This is a genomic window from Corallococcus sp. BB11-1 (assembly GCF_026626625.1).
In the GTDB taxonomy this organism is placed as follows: domain Bacteria; phylum Myxococcota; class Myxococcia; order Myxococcales; family Myxococcaceae; genus Corallococcus; species Corallococcus soli.
Window position 1 is genome coordinate 173,891 of sequence record NZ_JAPNJY010000028.1, and the last position, 15,318, is coordinate 189,208.

Consider the following 15,318-nt stretch of genomic DNA (forward strand, 5'->3'; position numbering starts at 1 on the left):
AAGGCCTCTTCTACTCCCACCCTGCAATCCCCATTCCCTTCAGGCGTGCTCTTCGTCCGGTTCCAGGGGGCCCCCACCCATGCGGCCGATGTCCTCGCGGCGGACCTTGTCCACGTTGAAGCGCTTCGCGCTGGCCAGCATGCGCTCCACGGTGGCGTCGAAGGTGGGAGGCGCGCCGTCCTTGCGGAAGCGCAGGAAGTTGAGGCGGGCGACGACGAAGTTCTTGAGGTACGGGCTCTGGAGGCCGCGCTCCTTGAGGGCCGCGACGATGGCCACCACCGCGTCGTCCAGCTCCAGCAGGCGCTCCGCGCGGGCGTCGCGCAGGGCCAGGGCCTCCGGCAGGGGCAGCTCCTGGAAGCCCTCCACCAGCTTGACGAAGGGGTGGTAGGCGCCGGCGGAGTAGCGGGGGCGCTTCTCGTAGGCGGCGCCCAGGGTGAGGAAGGACGGCTCCTCGAAGAGGTGCCCGTAGGCGGACTCCCTGCCCGGGCGGCCCGCGCCCACCAGGCCCCGCGCCATGCGGATGACCTCCAGCGAGCGCTCCTTCAGGTTGTGGGCCTTCTCCGTGTTGAGGGCCAGGATTTGATAGGCCACGTCCTCTTCCGGCAGCAGCAGCGCGACGATGGACTTCGCGCCCAGCAGGCGGCTCGCGTGCAGGCGGTGGTTGCCGTTGGGCGTCCAGTAGCGGCCCTGCACGCGCACGGCGATGACGGGGTCCAGGAAGCGGTCCAGGCGCTCCATGGCGGTGGCGAGCCGCTTGACGTGGGGCTCGGACAGGTCGCGCTGGTAGGGCGTGGGCTCCACCTTGTCGATGGGCAGCACGGCGAAGACGACGGGGTGCCCGCCCAGCGGATCGCGGTAGACGGCCAGCACCTCCCCGCCGTCCTGGCGCACCGCCTGGAGGAGCTCGTCCGGGAAGGCGACGGACTCGCTGGCGACGTCGGAGGCGGACAGGCCCCGCGACTTCGGCTCGGCCTTCTTGCGCCGGGGCTTGCGCGGGGTGGCCGACTTCGACTTCGCGGGGGCGGACTTGCGGGCGGACTTCGCGGCCATGCGGACGGACCCTCCTTGCCGGAGCGTGAAGGGCCGTCAGCGTAGGCCACGAAGCTCCGCGGGCTAGGCTCCGGAGACGGTGAGCTGTCGGAAGCGGACAGTGGGCGCTCCGGCCGAGCCGCCCCGGAACTGGAGGTCGCTGCCCACCGCGTCCACGTCCTTGAGCATCTGGAGGAGGTTGCCCGCCACGGTGACTTCCTGCACCGGGTGGGTCAGCTCTCCGTTTTCAATCCAGAGGCCGTTGGCCCCGCAGGACATGTCGCCGGACACCGGATCCGCGCCGTGGCCGAGCAGGGCGGTGACGTACAGGCCCCGGGGCACCTGGCGGACGATGTCCTCCGGCGACTGCGCTCCCGGCTCCAGGTAGAGGTTGGTGGTGCCGATGCCCGGCAGCGCGCTGTAGCCGCGCGACGCGTTGCCCGTGGTGCGCGCCTTCGCCTTGCGCGCGGTGAAGGCGTCGTAGAGGAAGCCGGACAGCACGCCCTTGTCCAGGATGGGGGTGCGCCGGGTGGGGACGCCTTCCCCGTCGAAGGGCGCGGTGGCGAGCCCCCGGGGCAGCAGGCCGTCATCCACCAGCGTGATGTGGTTGCCCGCCAGCCGCTTGCCCACGTGCTCGGCCAGGACGCTGGAGCGCTGGTACACGGCGTTGCCGTCCGCGGCCTGGGCGATGTTCTGCACGAAGTTCGCGGCCACCAGCGGATCAAACACCACCGGCACCTGACACGTCTTGACGGACTTCGCGCCCAGCATGCGCACGGCGCGCTTCGCGGCCTGCCGGCCAATGGACTCCGGCGACTCCAGGTCGTCGAAGAAGCGCTTGTAGTCCAACCAGAAGCCCGTCTGGAGCTGCCCGTCCTGGGCCGCCACGGGGACGGCGACCAGGTACACGTACGTGCCGGAGTAGCCGCCCGTCGCGCCCTCGCTGGAGGCCAGGTACACCTCCGACACGAAGTCGCCCGCGGACACGGAGTCGAACGTGGCCACGCGCGCGTCCTCGGCCCGGCCCGCGCGCTCCGCCTCCAGGGCCGCGTTGATCTTCCAGTCGCCGGGGAGGTTCGCGACCTTCGGGTCGAAGAGCAGGCCGGTGTCGCCCCGCTTGCCCAGGTCCTTCGCGGACGGCAGGCCGTTCAACTTGCTGGGCGCGGCGGCCTCCGCCAACTGCACGGCCAGGTCCACCACGCGCTCCAGTCCGGCCGTCGTGAAGTCGGAGGTGTATGCGAAGCCCAGCCGGTCCTTGACGAAGACGCGCACGCCCACGCCCTTGCTGGTGGCCTCCGTGAGGTCTTCAATCTGGCCTTCGCGGACGCGCACGCTGCTCTGGCGGCCCACCTCCAGATACGCTTCGGCCTGCTTGGCGCCCCGCTTCACGGCGCGCTGGACGATCTTCTTCGCGAGCTGTTCGTAGTTCACGTTGTCGTTTCCTCGAAAGAGCCGGCCTTCAGCCGACCTTCGTGCCGCCCACGGTGACGTTGTCGATGCGCACGGTGGGCAGGCCCACCCCCACGGGCAGCATCTGCCCGTCCTTCACGCAGATGCCCATGCCGGGGTCCGGCATCGGATCGCTTCCCACGCGGCTGATGTTCTTCAGCGCCTCCGGCCCCACGCCGATGAGGATGGCGTTCTTCACCGGGCGGCCCAGCTTCCCGTCTTCAATCTGGTAGGCCTCGCTGACCTCGAAGACGAAGTTGCCGTTGCTGATGTCCACCTGCCCGCCCCCGAAGGTGGCGCAGTACAGGCCGCGCTTCACCTCCTTGAGGATGTCCTCCGGCGCGTGGTCCCCGGGCGCCAGGAAGGTGTTCGTCATGCGCGGCAGGGGCAGGCTCTTGAACGAGTCGCGCCGGCCGCTGCCCGTGGTGCGCTGGTTCATCAGCTTCGCGTTGAGCTGATCAAAGAGGTAGCCCTTGAGGACGCCGTTCTCGATGAGGACCTTGCGCTCGCCCGGATTGCCCTCGTCGTCGATGTTGATGGAGCCGCGCGCGTTGGACACCGTGCCGTCGTCAATCACGGTCACCAGGTCGGAGGCCACCTTCTCCCCCAGTTTGCCAGCGAACAGCGAGGTGCCCTTGCGGATGAAGTCCGCCTCCAGGCCGTGGCCCACGGCTTCGTGCAGCAGGATGCCGCTCCAGCCCGGCGCCAGCACCACCGTCTGGGGGCCCGCCACGCAGTCCACCGCGCCCAGCGTGGCGATGGCCTGGCGCGCCGCCTCCTCCGCCACGCTCTCCGGCGTCACGCCGTCCCAGTAGGAGAAGGACACCCGGCCGCCGCTGCCGTACATGCCGGTGCGCCGCTCGCCGCCCTTGCCCAGGGCCACCACGTGCACGCTCATGCGGGACTGGTCCTGGGTGTCCACGCTGTAGCGGCCGGTGGTGTTGGCCACCGCGATGTGCCGCGTCTGATCCACATAGGACGCGTTCACCTGCTGGATGCGCGAATCGAAGGCGCGGGCGGCCTTGTCCGCGCGGGTGAGCAGCGCCGTCTTCCGGGCCACCGCCACGTCCTCCAGCGCCTGCGCCACCCGGTAGTGGCTGGGCACCGCGACACGCTTGATGGGGAAGGCGCGCTCGGCGCCGCCGCCCTGGGAGATCATCGCGGCGGTGCGCGCGGCCCGGAACAGGGCGGGCTCGTCCCAGTCGTCGGAGTAGGCGTAGCCCACCTTGGCGCCGGTGATGACCCGGACCCCCACGCCCTGCACCAGGCCCACCTGGGCGCTCTTGATGCGCGACTCCTCCAGGACCACCGCCGTGGTGGAGGTGCGCTCCACGTAGACCTCCGCGAAGTCGGCGCCCCGGCCCATGGCCTCCGCCAGGAGCCGCTCCAGCAGGCCAGGGGGGAGGAGCGGGGAGGGGAGGGCCTGGCGCGCGGCCAGGGGGGCGAGCTGGGCGGGACGGGCGCGCCTCGGGGACGCGGGAGCGGCTGCGGGCATGGGCGTGTCTCGTGAGGGAGCGGGGATGGGGTAAACCTACATCGGGACGGGGTGGCGTTGCGGGCCAACGGTCCGCGGGGGCCCGGTCTTCCCTGAAAGGAACGGTGGGAGCGCATTCCCACCGTGGGGTCGGCGCTCTAAGATGGCGTCCGCTTCAACCTGGACCCATCCATGCCTCCTCGCCGTCCATCACCGTCGTCGCGTTCGGGCACCGGCCGTTCCGGTGGCTCGACGGCGGAACGCCGTCCCAAATCTCCCGCCGGTGGGGACTCCCGCCGCGTGGCCGTCCCGGACGAAGACTGGTCCGCGCCCCTGTCGGGCGAAGAGGGGATGGATGAGGGCGGAGACCCGGAGCTGTACGGCGAGGCGGAGCCGCAGCGCTCGCGCACGGGTGAGACGCGGGTGGCGTCCATCGCGGACGTGCGCCCGGAGGCGGAGGAGGCCCCGGAGGAGGACGAGGACAACTCCGAGACGACGCGCGCCGGTCCCCCCGTGCTGGTGCTGGTGCTGGACGGGCCCGACAAGGGGCGCAAGAAGCGCTTCAAGGGCGTGCGCATGGTGCTGGGGCGCAGCAAGGACTGCGACTTCGCCCTGGGCGACCAGACGGTGTCCCGGCGCCACATCGAGCTCGTCTATGGCGAGAGCGGCGTCGTGATGCGCGACCTGGGCGGCATCAGCGGCACCCAGGTGAACGACCAGAAGGTCGACGAGTGCATCCTCAAGCACGGGGATGAGATCTCCGTGGGCAAGACGCGCCTGAGGTTCGTGGACGAGGGCGAGCTCATCAAGGAGATGCGCGCCAAGGCGGAGTCCGGCGAGGACGACGCGGAGAAGAAGAAGCAGGAGGAGCAGAAGAAGGACCCGCGCCTGGATGAGAAGACGAACGCGAACTACAAGCTCGCGGACCTGATGCGCGACGAGAAGGCGCGCAAGGCGGGCGTGCCCCGGCCGCGCCCGGTGCGCTCCCCGGCGCGCGAGGGCATCAAGTTCGACTTCAAGATGAAGGTGGGCGCCGCCGTCGTCGGCACGGTGGTGGTGCTGATGATGGTGGGCCTGGCGATGTCGGGGCGCGGTGGACCGCCGCCGCCTCCGCCGGAGAACCCCAGCCTGAAGCGCGCCACGGAGCTGATGCAGAAGGCGCGCGACAAGGTGCGTGACGGCGAGTACCCGGACGCCGTGCGCTTCGCCGCGGAGGCGGAGAAGGTGCACGCCGGCATCGACGCGGACGGCGTGGGCAAGGGCGCGCAGCGGCTGCAGGACATCGTGGAGGCCTTCAAGGAGGCGCGCGGCCTCATCGCGGAGAACCGCTACGACGACGCGCGCGCCCGGCTGGGCAACACGCCGGAGGGCACCGCGCGGACGGACGCGGAGCGCGACGAGCTCAAGAAGGAGCTGGAGACGAAGGAGCAGGCCTACACCGTGGGGCTGGTGGAGGCGGCGCTGACGGCGCGCGACGCGGAGCAGGTCCGCACGCTCATCCCGCAGCTCCAGGAGGACACCCGTCCCCCCTACGAGACGCGGCTGGCGGAGCTGGACGCGGCGCTCGCCAGGGAGGCGGCGCAGGCGGTGCGGCAGGCCGGCGCCAACCGGGCCGCGGCGGCGGAGAACGCGAAGCAGCGGCGCGCGCAGTTCGTGGAGCAGGCCTTCGAGGACGTGGAGCGCCGCTTCAACGGCGGGGACTTCCAGCGCGCGACGCTGGAGGTGGACCGGGTGATGGACAAGTACCGGGCGGAGGCGGACGTGCAGGCCCGGGCCCGGGCGCTCAAGAAGCTCATCCCCCAGTTCCGCTCCGCCTTCGAGGAAGGCCAGAAGAAGTACGAGAGCAACGCGCTGGAGGCCTCCGTGAAGCCCCTGCGCCGCGCGGCGGAGGTGTACCGGCAGATCGGCTTCGCGGGCTCGCTGGGGGACACGCTCGACAACGAGCTGGCGTCCGCGTCGGTGGCGGCGGGGCAGTCCGCCTTCAAGCGCAAGGAGTACCCGGCGGCGGGCCGCAGCTTCCGGGAGGCCCTGCGCCTCAACCCCGGCGACTCGCGCGCCAGGAACGGGCTGGACGAGCTGCAGAAGAAGGTGGAAGAGCTGTACCTGTCGGCGTACATCGCTCGTGACCGCGACCCTTCGATGGCGACGGAGACGTTCAAGATCGTCATCGAGTCGTCCGCGGAGGGCTCGGACGTGAAGCGCAAGGCGGAGATGGCGCTGAGCGAGCTGCAGAAGGCCGGCGGTTCGTAGCGCCCCGGGCCGCCGGTGGGCGGCCTCGTTGGTTTTCGGTTCGTCGTGGTGGGTCTGGAGACATGGATGAGTGAGTCGTCGTTGCGTGAGCTGGGCATGGACCTGTTCGAGGAGCGCCAGTTCGAGCGCGCCCTCGCCGCCTTCGCGGAGGCCGTGCGTCGGGTGCCCGCGGACCATCGCTCGCGCATGCTGGCCTCCCGGTGCCTGGCGGAGCTGGGGGAGCGCGAGCGCGCCGTCACCGCGTACCACGCGTGCGCGGAGGGCCTGCTGCGCCGCGACTACCTGTTGAGCGCGATGGCCGCGTGCAAGCTGGCGCTGGAGCTGTCGCCGAACGAGCGGCGCCTGAAGGAGACGCTGGCGCGGGTGCACTCGCGCGCCGCGCGCCACGCCCGGGGCCGCGCCGCGGTGCCGCCGCCCCTGCCGCCGGAGCACCTGTACGACGGCAAGGTGGACACGGACCTGATGGGCCTGCTGGGCGAGGAGCTGTCCAACCGCGCCATCGAAGTGCTGGCCGCGCCGGACACCGGCGGCAACGCCGACCCCCAGGGCCGGCCGCCGCTGCCGCTGTTCGCGGACCTGGACCGGGAGGCGTTCATCGACCTGGTGGGGCGCATGGTGTGGCGCACCATCAAGGCGGAGGAGGTCATCAGCCGCGAGGGAGAGCCGGACGACCACCTGTACGTGCTGGTCGCGGGCAAGGCGGAGGTGACGCGCAAGGCGGAGGGCGAGGACCGCACCCTGGGCTTCCTGGGCGGCGGGTCCATCTTCGGGGAGCTGGCGCTGCTGACGGGCGCGGCGCCCACCGCCACGGTGACGGCGGTGTCGGACTCGGAGGTCTTCGAAATCCGCCGCGAGCACCTCAACGCGGTGGCCAAGAGCCACCCGGCGGTGCCGCAGCTGCTGGCGGACTTCGCCCAGCAGCGCATGATGCGCAACCTGATGGCGAACTCGCCCCTGTTCCAGCAGCTCCCGGAGTCGGAGCGGGGCGCGCTCTTCCAGCGCTTCACCTTCCGGCCCCTCCAGGCCGGCGAGAAGGTGCTGGTGGAGGGCGAGCACTCGCCGGGGCTCTTCCTGGTGCTGGCCGGAGAGCTGGTGGTGCAGAAGGAGGACCCGGCGGGCGGCGTGGTGACGCTGGGCGTGCTGCGCGAGGGCGAGGTGGCGGGAGAGATTTCGCTCCTCACCGGCCTGCGCGCCACGGCCACGGTGCTGGTGCCGCGCAAGACGGCGTCGGCGTACCTGGAGCGCAACGCCTTCCACCAACTGGTGCAGGCCTTCCCCAACATCCGCACGTACCTGGAGCAGCTGTCCGACCGGCGCCTGAAGCAGATTGGCGAAGCGCTGCGTCCGCTGGAGATCATCGACGCGGACGACATGATGCTGGAGCCGGAAACCGGGGCTGCCTGAGATGGTGGTGACGCGCTCGCGGGTGGTGAGCGGCATGGCGGCGCTGTTGGCCGCCGGGCTGGTGCTCTTCCTCTGGCCCCGGGAGGAGCCGGGGGTGAAGGACGCGGTCACCCGGCGCATCATCGCGATGACGCGCTCCGCGGAGGAGAAGGACGTCGGCGGGGTGATGGAGGGCGTGTCCGAGCGCTTCAAGACGACGGACGGCTGGAGCCGCCAGGACGTGCACCGCATCCTGGCCGCGCAGGTGCTGCGCGGTCAGTGGGTCCGCATCTTCACCACCGACATCCAGGTGCACGAGGTGACGCCCACGCAGGCCGACTTCGAGGCGCGCTTCATCTTCGGCCGCTCGCAGGCGGACAAGCTGGAGGACCTGGCGCGCGACAGCGTCCTCAACGCCTACTCCATCGAGGGCGTCTTCGAGAAGGAAGCCGACGGGGAGTGGCGCGTGATGAAGGCGAAGCAGCGCCGGTTGGATCCCTCCGAACTCCTGTAGCGCTCGCGGCCGGCGAGCATGCCTGGGAGCACGTCCCAGGCACGACGCCTCCGGCGCGCGCTAGTTCTGCTGGAACAGCGGCCCGGCCTCCGTGAGCCACGCCTTGGCCATGGCGGGCTGGCCGGACGTCTCCAGGCGCTTCTTGATGTCGTTGGCCTTCGTGGCGATGAGCTCCGGCGGCGTGCCCTGGGCCCGGGCGCGCACGAGGGCGAAGTAGTGCTGCTGGCACCCGGCGGCGAAGTCGCCCTGGGCGAAGAGCAGCTCACCCAGCGCCGCGTACGCCTCCGGCATGCTGCCCGCGCCGGTGTCCGGGGCCACGGCGGACAGCAGCGCCCGGGCGCCCTCGAAGTCCTTGCGCGCGAGCAGCAGCGCGCCCTTGGCATACTGCGCCTTCGCCAGCCCCACGCCGCGCGCCGCCAGCGCCTTGTCATAGGCCGCGAGCGCGTCGTCCTGCCGGCCCGCCAGCTCCATCACCCCGCCGCGCGCCAGCCAGTACCGGTCATCCCGGTCCAGCGCCGCCACCGACTTGCCGTCCGAGGTGCCCACCTTCACGTCGCGGAAGGTCTTCTCGTAGGTCTCCAGCAGCGCCAGCGCGCCCTCGCCGTCCCCCTGGGCCTGGAGCAGGCGCGCGCCGTCCAGGGCCAGCAGGGGCGCGGTGGGATGCTTCGCCACGGCCGCCTCGAAGGCCGCGCGGGCCTCCGGGGCGCGCTTCGCCGCCAGCGCGCGCGCCCGGGTGAAGAGGGCGTAGTGTTCGTCCGGCGAGTCCTTGAGCGCCGCGTCCGTCAGCGGGAGCGCCTCGTCGGGCGCGCCCCTCGCCAGCGCCACCTCCGCCTGGGCCACCGCGAGGCGGGCCTTCAGCGCGGGCGTCAGCTCCTTGCCGCGCGTGCGCAGCTCGTCCAGCGTCACCTTCACGCTGTCCGGGTTCCTGCCCGCGTACAGCTGCGCCAGCGCGGACGTCACCTTCGACAGCAGGTGGTCCGGGTTCGCGGAGGTGGCCCGCGAGAAGGCCTCCACCGCCTGGGGGAACAGCCCCTCGTCGAGCAGGACCTCGCCGTAGGCCGTGGAGAAGCGCGGGTCCCTCCAGGCCCCCTCCGCCGCGCGCGCGAAGGCCTGCCGGGCCTCCGACAGCCGCCCCTGCCGTTGCAGCAGCCGCGCCTGCGCGAGCGTCAGCTTGGGGCTGTTGGCGCCCTGCGCCTTGAGCCCGTCCAGCAGCGTCTGGGCCTCGGCCGTCTTGCCCTCGCCCACGAGCAGCAGGACGCGCGCGCCGTAGCGCTCGCCGGAGCGGGAGCCCATGGCCTCCGCCCTGTCCAGCTGCTCGCGCGCCTTCGCGTCCGCGCCGGGCTGGTGGTGGTCCAGCCACAGCACCGTCTGGATGTCGGCGGACAGGGCGCGCGCGTCGCGCGAGTCGGGGGAGAGCGTGAAGAGCGTCTCCAGCTGCTGCTGCGCCATGGCCAGGTCGCTCGGGTTGCCCTTCAGGGCCGCGGCGCGGGCTGCGCGCAGGTGCGCGTCCACCTCCTGGCGCACCTGTCCGCGGTGGACGTACCAGGTCACCCCGGCGGCCAGCACCACCGCGACGACGCCAATCTGGAGCAACGCACTGCCCAGGCCCTCGCGACGCTTCCAGTCACCGCGACCCGACGTGTCCATGGGGTGGCCTCACGCGCGAAGATTGAAGATTTTCAGACAGTTATGCGAAGTAGGACGGGCATGGACAAATAGGTCCGCCCTCCCGGGGTGTCAACGGGTGGGGGCTGCCCGCAGGCGGGGCGGCAAGCCCAGGAGGCACGCGATGGCGGTCTACACGACACTTCCCCCCGAGGCATTCACCCGCGTGGCGGACGCATACGGCCTGGGGACCGTGCGCGGGATGACGCCCATCCCGCAGGGCTCCATCAACACCAACCACCGGCTGGAGACGGACGCGGGCCGCGTCTTCGTGCGCCACACCACGGTGCGCTCGCCTGACGACCTGCGCTTCGAGGCCGCGCTCCTGGAGCACCTGGCGCGCGCGCGCTTCCCGGCGCCGGTGCTGCTCGTGCCGACGGGCCCCGACCCCTTCCTGGAGCTGCACGGCGGGAGGATCAGCGTCTTCAAGTGGCTGGCGGGCGAGGAGCTCACCCGGGCCCGACTGACGCCGGAGCTGCTGGAGCAACTGGGCCTGGAGCTGGGCAAGCTGCACCGCACCACGCAGTCCTTCGGTGGCTCGCGCGACAACCCCTATGGCCCGGAGGTGGTGGCGGGCTGGCTCACCGGGCTGCGGCAGCGGTCGGAGCCGGAGCTGGCGGCGGTGGCGGCGGAGCTGGAGGGGCTGCTTGCGCGCGCGGCGGCGGAGCACCAGGGCCTGGAGCCCCGGGGCGTCATCCACGCGGACCTCTTCCTGGACAACGTGAAGTGGCTGGGCGACCGGGTGGGGGCCTTCTTCGACTTCGAGATGGCCTGCGTGGACGCGTACACCCGCGACGTCGCCATCACCCTCAACGCGTGGTGCTTCGAGGCCGGCTACCAGCCCGCGCTGTGCCAGGCCCTCCTGCGCGGCTACCAGGACGCCCGGCCGCTGGCGGAGGTGGAGAAGGCGGCGCTCTTCGGCCACGCCCTCTACGGCGCGGTGCGCTTCACCGCGAGCCGCATCCGCGACTACCACCTGTCGCCGCTGGGCGCGGACAAGCTCGCGCCCAAGGACTACCGCACGTACCTGTCACGGGCGCGGGCCCTGGGCGGCCTGGGGCCGGACGGGCTGCGCGCGCTCATCGGCGTGTGACGTCGTGTGACGGCCTAGATGCCGGAGACGATCTTCCAGTCGCCGTCGACCTTCTGGAACACCATCTGCTCCAGCTCCGAGTCCTGCTGGGGCCGGGCGTTGAGGCCGGGCATGCGCCAGGACGCGTTCCAGTAGTAGATGGCGGAGGCGACCTCTTCGTCCTCGCGGATCTCCACGCGGCGGACGTTGATCTCCACCTTGGGGTTCTGGAGCTTCTGGAAGAGCGCCTCCAGGTGGGCGCCCATGTTGGCGGCGGTGAGATCGTCTTCCGGGCCCTCGGTGCCGCCATCGTCGCGGAACTTCGGGGACACCAGGGACTGGATGGCCTTCGCGTCTCGCGCCTCCAGGGCGGCGCGGTAGCGCTCCATGACGGCGAGGATGGCGCGGGTGTCGTCGGTGTCCTGCAACTCCGTGCCGGGAATGCGCTTCGGGGCGCACGCGGCCAGGAGGAAGACGGCGCAGAGGGCGAGGAAGCGGTTGTGCATGGCGGGGCCTTATGGGTTCAACCGCATGGGTGTCAACCCATTCCCAGGCCCCGCCGGTGAAGCGCGCTTTGACTATTTGGCGCGGATGACTTCGGCGATGAAGCGGTTGAGGACGGGCACCTCGTTGTCGAGGATCTTCAGGCCCTCGGACTCGATGACCTTCTCACCGATGAACGCCACGGCCTTGAGCAGGAAGGGGAGCTTGAGCTTGATCTCCCCGTCCATGGTGCGCTCCGTCTCCCCGTTGCCCAGGTCGCGCAGGCGCAGCACGCCGTTGTTGACCATCATGTTGGAGATGGTCTGGGACGTGGGCGTGTTGGTGAACGACAGCTCCTTCTTGCGCTTGTCGTAGGTGGACGTCTCGATGAAGGCGAACCACTCGGGCGGCACCTTCTTGGTGCCGATGGTGGCGATGACGGGCTTGGGGCGATAGCGCACCTTGCGGTGCACGCGGTCGCCGTCCGCCTTCACCTCCAGGGGCTGCAACTCCAGCAGCACGCCGTGGTGCTGGAGCAGGAAGGGGAAGTAGCGCTCGTCGAGGAGCGCGCGCTCCACCTCGTCCACCGTGCCCTGGATCCGCTGCTTCTTGACGAACTGCATGCGCCGTCCACCTCCGGGATGTATGGCCCGCGTCTAGCGGAAAGCCTGACGCGGCACCAGGGGTCCTCGAAAGGTCGTCTGCTCGAAGTCACATCGCTCGCGCCACTCGCTGGCCGCCGCGCGGAACGCGGCGCCATAGTCCGGAAGTGCACCGACCTCGTGCCTCACGGTGCCGCAGTCGCCCGCCAGGTAGGCGGCTTCAATCCGCAGCCGCGTGGCCTCCCGGCGGATGGCCTCCGGCAGCGCGGTGTCCGCCAGGGCACGTTGGAGCTGATCCGCGGCGAGTGCCGGCGCACCCACCTGGTGCAGCCGCCGCCCCAGCAGGTAGCGCAGCCACGGGTCCTGGGGCGAGACGAGCAGGGCGCGGTCCAACAGCAGCAGGCGCAGCTCCTCATGCGACGCGCGGAAGTAGGCTTCGATGGGGGCACGGCGCGCCGGGGTCTCCAGCGCGGCCAGCTTCACCTGGGCGGTGCGCGTCAATTCCGGCCCGGGGTCCAGCGCGAGCGCGGCCCCGAGGAACGCGCGCGCCGCGTCCGGGTTGTCCAGGTGCAGGGCCACGTCGGCGCGGGCCACGGCCACCTCCGCGGCGAGCGTGGGCCGGTCCTTCACCTGTTCGGCGAGCGACGCCAGCACCCCGGCCGCGTCGGCGGAGCGCTCCAGCGCATCCAGGGCCACCGCCTGGCCCAGCTGGAAGGAGGGCTCCTCGGGCTGGAGGGCGGCGGCGCGCTGGAAGCGCAGCAGCGCGTCCTGCGGGTCGCTGGCGAGCGCGTCGCGGGCGGCGTCCGACAGCCGGGCCACCTCGCGGGCGCAGGCGCGGGAGAAGAGGCTGCCGGAGCGGAAGCGGGCGAAGGCGCGCGCGAGCGTGGAGGCGTCCAGGGGCAGCGCGTCCAGCATGCGCTCCCACTCCGTGACCAGCGCGTCCAGCGGCTGCCCGTAGGCGGCGTCGAAGTCCGCGTGCGCGTAGACGGCCCTCAGCTTGTCCGCGCCGTACGTGTCCGCCAGGTAGCGCAGGAACGAGCCCGCCACGGTGTACGCGCGCGCGGGGGCGGACTGGTAGAAGCCCTTGGGGCCCATGAGGTCGCGCATGTCCGGGGCAATCCCCTGCCGGCGCATGCCCGCAGCCCACTGGTGCAGGGTGAGCTCGCCCTGCACGGGGTCGTCCGCGGCCACGGCGAGGCCCTCGATGACGCCCATGAGCGGCCACACGCCCAGCCGGGTGGTGACGCGGAAGAAGCCCGAGCCCGCGGGGGCCGCCATCACGTGCGCCAGCTCGTGGTGCAGCACGGAGTGGGGGAAGGGCCGGTCCTGGATGTGCAGCTCGGTGCGCCAGGGCTTGGCGAACTGGGTGCGGCCCGCGCCCACCAGCCGCTGCTTCTCGTCCTCGGAGCGGTAGAGCCACACGCGCACGCGCTCCGTGGGGGCCACCCCCAGGAAGCGGGCCGTCTGGGCGAAGCGGAACTCCAGGTCCCGGGCCATCCGGTCCACGTCCTCGCGGGACTTGCCGCGCGGGTAGTGCAGGACGAAGTGCTCCGTCTCCCGCAGGCCGCCCAGCTCCTCCGCCAGGTACGTGTCCGTCATCCGCAGGCCCAGCTGGGGCGCGCGGGCCTCCAGCATCCAGATGCCCGCGGCGCACAGCGCGGTGAGGCCCAGGCCCCCCACGCGTGCCCCCTTCAGCGAGAGCCTGCCGGTGCGCACGTCGAGCAGCGCCAGGCTCAGCCCCGCGAAGGCGCCCGCCCACAGCAGCGTCTCCACGCGGAACCAGCCCAGCGCGGCCGTCATCCGCAGGGCCTCGTCGTAGAGCGGGCCGGGCAGGTGGCCCAGGAAGACGTTGAAGGCGAACACCTGGGGCCCGAAGACGATGGGCACCACCGTGACGACCAGGGACGCGACCATCAGCAGGGCGTACAGGCCCGCCGCGCCCCGGGGACGGCCCGTCGCGAAGCCCAGGAAGACGCCCGCCGACGAGGCGAGCACGGCGGAGGGCACGGTGAGCAGGGGGTAGAAGCCCGCCAGTTCGAACGGGTCGCACGCGGTGCGGAAGCGGGCGAAGAGCAGGGCGCACACGAAGGGGGGGATGAGCACCCCCAGGTTCAAGAGGAGGCTTGTCCCCAGGGCGCGGCCCACGGCGGTGCCGGGCAGGGCGGACGCCTCCGCCTGGGCGGGCCGGGGCAGGGCGCCGGTGAGGATGCGGCGCTCCTGGTGGGCGGCGGCGATGCCCGTCCCCCCACCGAGCAGGCCCACGGCGATGGACAGGGCGAGCCCCAGCTCGAAGCCGGGCACCCCGAAGAGGGGGAGCAGGACGAGGGCCGACCCCCCACCGGCGAGCAGCAGCACGGTGGCCAGGACGGCCGGACGGCGCAACAGACCCCGGGCACGGGGGAGGACTTGCCGCATGGTGTCCCCTATACTCCCCGGCCGCATGTCCGAACAGAAGAGCGGATCCGAACTGCGCACCCACGGTCGTGCGCCCATCGAGCTGAAGGTCGACTACAAGAAGCTCAATTCGTTCTTCGCCGACTACACGAAGAACATCAGCAAGGGTGGCACCTTCATCAAGACGAAGAAACCGCTGCCCATCGGCACGCGCTTCCTCTTCAAGCTGACGGTGCCGCACCGCGAGGCCCCCTTTGAACTGCTGGGCGAGGTCGTCTGGTCCAAGGGCGACGCGGAGGAGCCCGGCATGGGCATCCGCTTCATCTACAGCAGCGAGTCCCAGCGGGTGGACTTCGAGACGCTGGTGGAGCGGCTCATGTCCGACAGCCTGGGCTCCGAATTGACGGAGAAGCTGCTCAACAAGCCCCTGCACCCCCAGCACCCATGAGCGTCCGTTTCACGATGGCGCTGTGCGCGCTGGCGCTCGTGGGCGGTGCGTGCCAGGAAGCGCCCGCCGCACCTCCGAAGCCCGCGCCCGCCGCACCGCGAGCGCGCCCGAAGGACGTGTCGGCGGAGGACTACGTGATGCCAGGGCTGCCGCGCGCGCACGTGCGGCTGAAGGACGCCTACGGGGGCGTGCACCGGGTGGAGGTGGAGGTGGCCGCCACGGCGGAGTCGCGCACGCGCGGGCTGATGTGGCGCAAGGTGCTGCCCGCCGGGCAGGGCATGCTCTTCCTCTTCCCGGAGGAGGAGGTGCGGGGCTTCTGGATGCGCAACACGCTCATCCCGCTGGACATGCTCTTCATCACCTCCGAGCACCGCATCGTCGGCATCATCGAGAACGTGGAGCCGCGCACGCTCACGAACCGCTCGGTGGGCATCCCCAGCCAGTACGTGCTGGAGGTCCCCGGAGGCTGGTGCCAGTCCAAGGGCATCGTCCGGGGCGGCACGGTGGAGTTCGAGGGCGTGAGCACCCTCCCCATCACGCCCTGAGCACGCCGGC

13 protein-coding genes are annotated in these 15,318 nt (G+C 71.6%); 6 read left to right on the forward strand and 7 right to left on the reverse strand.

Annotated features, from left to right (window positions below):
* Nucleotides 1-39: 39 nt before the first annotated feature.
* The 3 genes from OV207_RS22260 to OV207_RS22270 form a co-directional block, all read right to left on the reverse strand.
* On the reverse strand, nt 40-1,050 hold the full coding sequence (locus tag OV207_RS22260) for a ParB/RepB/Spo0J family partition protein (protein ID WP_267557113.1): 1,011 nt from the start codon (nt 1,048-1,050) through the stop codon (nt 40-42).
* Between the two features lie 63 nt (nt 1,051-1,113).
* Complete coding sequence (locus OV207_RS22265; RefSeq protein ID WP_267557115.1) at nt 1,114-2,460, reverse strand: TldD/PmbA family protein; 1,347 nt, start codon at nt 2,458-2,460, stop codon at nt 1,114-1,116.
* Nucleotides 2,461-2,488: 28 nt separating this feature from the next.
* A complete protein-coding gene (locus tag OV207_RS22270) occupies nt 2,489-3,973 on the reverse strand; it encodes a TldD/PmbA family protein (RefSeq protein WP_193428266.1) in 1,485 nt (494 codons plus the stop codon).
* Between the two features lie 279 nt (nt 3,974-4,252).
* On the opposite strand from OV207_RS22270, the gene OV207_RS22275 reads away from it, so the two are divergent.
* The 3 genes from OV207_RS22275 (at nt 4,253) to OV207_RS22285 (ending at nt 8,099) form a co-directional block, all read left to right on the forward strand.
* On the forward strand, nt 4,253-6,202 hold the full coding sequence (locus OV207_RS22275) for an FHA domain-containing protein (RefSeq protein WP_267557116.1): 1,950 nt from the start codon (nt 4,253-4,255) through the stop codon (nt 6,200-6,202).
* Between the two features lie 66 nt (nt 6,203-6,268).
* Nucleotides 6,269-7,606 (forward strand): cyclic nucleotide-binding domain-containing protein, encoded by a 1,338-nt coding sequence (locus OV207_RS22280; RefSeq protein ID WP_267557118.1) that lies wholly within the window; start codon nt 6,269-6,271, stop codon nt 7,604-7,606.
* Nucleotide 7,607: 1 nt separating this feature from the next.
* On the forward strand, nt 7,608-8,099 hold the full coding sequence (locus tag OV207_RS22285; RefSeq protein ID WP_193428263.1) for a hypothetical protein: 492 nt from the start codon (nt 7,608-7,610) through the stop codon (nt 8,097-8,099).
* Nucleotides 8,100-8,159: 60 nt separating this feature from the next.
* Here the strand turns inward: OV207_RS22285 and OV207_RS22290 are convergent, their stop codons facing one another.
* Complete coding sequence (locus tag OV207_RS22290; protein WP_267557119.1) at nt 8,160-9,746, reverse strand: tetratricopeptide repeat protein; 1,587 nt, start codon at nt 9,744-9,746, stop codon at nt 8,160-8,162.
* Nucleotides 9,747-9,888: 142 nt separating this feature from the next.
* Between OV207_RS22290 and OV207_RS22295 the strand changes: the two genes are divergently transcribed.
* Complete coding sequence (locus tag OV207_RS22295; protein ID WP_267557121.1) at nt 9,889-10,857, forward strand: homoserine kinase; 969 nt, start codon at nt 9,889-9,891, stop codon at nt 10,855-10,857.
* Nucleotides 10,858-10,871: 14 nt separating this feature from the next.
* Here the strand turns inward: OV207_RS22295 and OV207_RS22300 are convergent, their stop codons facing one another.
* From OV207_RS22300 to OV207_RS22310, 3 genes are all read right to left on the reverse strand, one after another.
* Entirely contained in the window at nt 10,872-11,342 is a 471-nt protein-coding gene (locus OV207_RS22300) for a nuclear transport factor 2 family protein (RefSeq protein ID WP_193428260.1), read from the reverse strand.
* A gap of 72 nt (nt 11,343-11,414) precedes the next feature.
* On the reverse strand, nt 11,415-11,942 hold the full coding sequence (locus tag OV207_RS22305; protein ID WP_193428259.1) for a hypothetical protein: 528 nt from the start codon (nt 11,940-11,942) through the stop codon (nt 11,415-11,417).
* A 33-nt stretch (nt 11,943-11,975) separates the two neighbouring features.
* Nucleotides 11,976-14,336: a hypothetical protein gene (locus tag OV207_RS22310; protein ID WP_267557124.1), complete on the reverse strand. Its 2,361-nt coding sequence runs from the start codon at nt 14,334-14,336 to the stop codon at nt 11,976-11,978.
* Nucleotides 14,337-14,361: 25 nt separating this feature from the next.
* Here OV207_RS22310 and OV207_RS22315 point away from each other — a divergent pair, with 25 nt between their 5' ends.
* A complete protein-coding gene (locus OV207_RS22315) occupies nt 14,362-14,763 on the forward strand; it encodes a TIGR02266 family protein (protein WP_120535495.1) in 402 nt (133 codons plus the stop codon).
* The gene (locus tag OV207_RS22320) at nt 14,760-15,308 is read left to right on the forward strand and encodes a DUF192 domain-containing protein (protein ID WP_267557125.1); all 549 of its coding nucleotides are present in this window, start codon (nt 14,760-14,762) and stop codon (nt 15,306-15,308) included. The genes OV207_RS22315 and OV207_RS22320 overlap by 4 nt, the downstream gene beginning before the upstream one ends.
* The last annotated feature ends 10 nt before the right edge of the window (nt 15,309-15,318 follow it).